The sequence below is a fragment of the Heliobacterium chlorum genome, assembly GCF_014502795.1.
Taxonomy (GTDB): Bacteria; Bacillota; Desulfitobacteriia; order Heliobacteriales; family Heliobacteriaceae; genus Heliobacterium; species Heliobacterium chlorum.
The window spans coordinates 1-1450 of sequence record NZ_JACVHF010000089.1 but is presented as its reverse complement, the minus strand read 5'-3'; the positions used below and the strand labels follow the sequence as shown (position 1 = coordinate 1450).

The 1450-nt window shown below is 50.6% G+C and carries 1 protein-coding gene; it reads left to right on the top strand.

Translation table 11 applies throughout. From position 1 onward, the window contains the following. Positions 1 to 1450 (top strand): hypothetical protein (locus H1S01_RS20140; RefSeq protein WP_188042152.1); only part of this gene is annotated, 1450 nt, incomplete at both ends.

The following is a 1450-nucleotide window of genomic DNA, read 5'->3' as shown; positions in this document are numbered from 1 at the left end:
GCCTAAACATAATAACTCCCTTTCGAAATCTGAAACACTCGATAGATACTGCCGGGCTGCGTAACCGGATTTATGTGCGGGGAGGAACGATGCTTTCTGATCCCTTCGTCTATGAAATTAAAGCGGATGGTTCAGCCCGGACATGGCCACTTCCCCACAAGCCTCATAACTTGACCATGCAAATATCGACGGCAGCGGTAACTGTGGGGACGGAAAGTGTGGACGGTGAATCAAGTGTAGCCTTTTTAGTAAATGTCAATGAAAAGTATGTGAAAGCTTGCAAACAGACAGCAACCCCGGTAAATGGGGCGGCCTTGACGTTTACCTATCAGTATGATGTAGACGTCATCACCACGGTGGACGATCTAGGATCGCAAGAGGCCCTGGCAGCGGTGCAGGGCGGAGACGGGGTGTATGAACATGCGATCACCGACAAAGACCTGTCTACGATTGAAGCAGCGGAAGCGGCGGGATTGGCTGACCTGCGACAGAACGCAAATCCAAAGGTTCGGGGCAGCTTTGAAACCGAGGTGCCGGGATGGGTGCCCGGTCAATATGTAACCATAGACCTACCCGATCGCGGCATTCAAAATACTTTCCTCATCCAAAAAGTGACCATTACCCCCTTGACTCCCGATGTGTGGTCGTATCAAGTGGATTATGGCGGGCGGCTGGTGGGAATCCCCGATATGTTGCAAGCACTGGTCAGTGCCCAGAAGACCGGATTAAACGAAACAAGCCTGCTAAACAAGTTTGTTTATGGAACAGAAGAAATTCACTTCAGGGATCAGCTTGTAACCCAGACGGTTCAGCTTCCCTACAAGATTGAGACAAGCAAAGATGATTTTTTCGACCAAATTCCTTATACCGTAACCAAGATAGAAGACACGCAATCTGACTTCCAAACGGGAACCCTGACCAACGTGCAGGCGAATACGGACGGATCGCTTTCTCTTATATCCACAGCGAGCAGCGGAAGTCGGGTGCAGCAGTTTTCCCTATCCAACCTGGGAAAAGCGGACCAATCTCAAATTCAATGGGACATGATGGCGGGATCGCTGGTAGAAGATCAATTTTTGACGATGAACAATTCGTGGATGGACGTGGGTGGTTCTTCTACGGTAACAACGTTCATTCTGAGTGATGCGACGGCAACGGGTGGAAGCTGCTTGCGGTGTGCCGGGGGCATGGTGTGGTATGTGATGAACAATCCAATCCCTTTTGACCCCACAAAGTTATATGTAATTAAGGCGAGAATTCGTCAAGCGGTGGACCCAACCGTGGGTGGAGCGGCCTGCTACGTTGGCGTGGAAGGGCTGGCGGCAGATGGCGTTACGATGATGAATACAAATGGGGCGAATGAACATGCAAACCAATTTTATTACGCGGCATGTGGAACAACCCTGACGGCCGCCGGGGGTTGGCAGAGTTTTAGCGGCTATATCAAAGG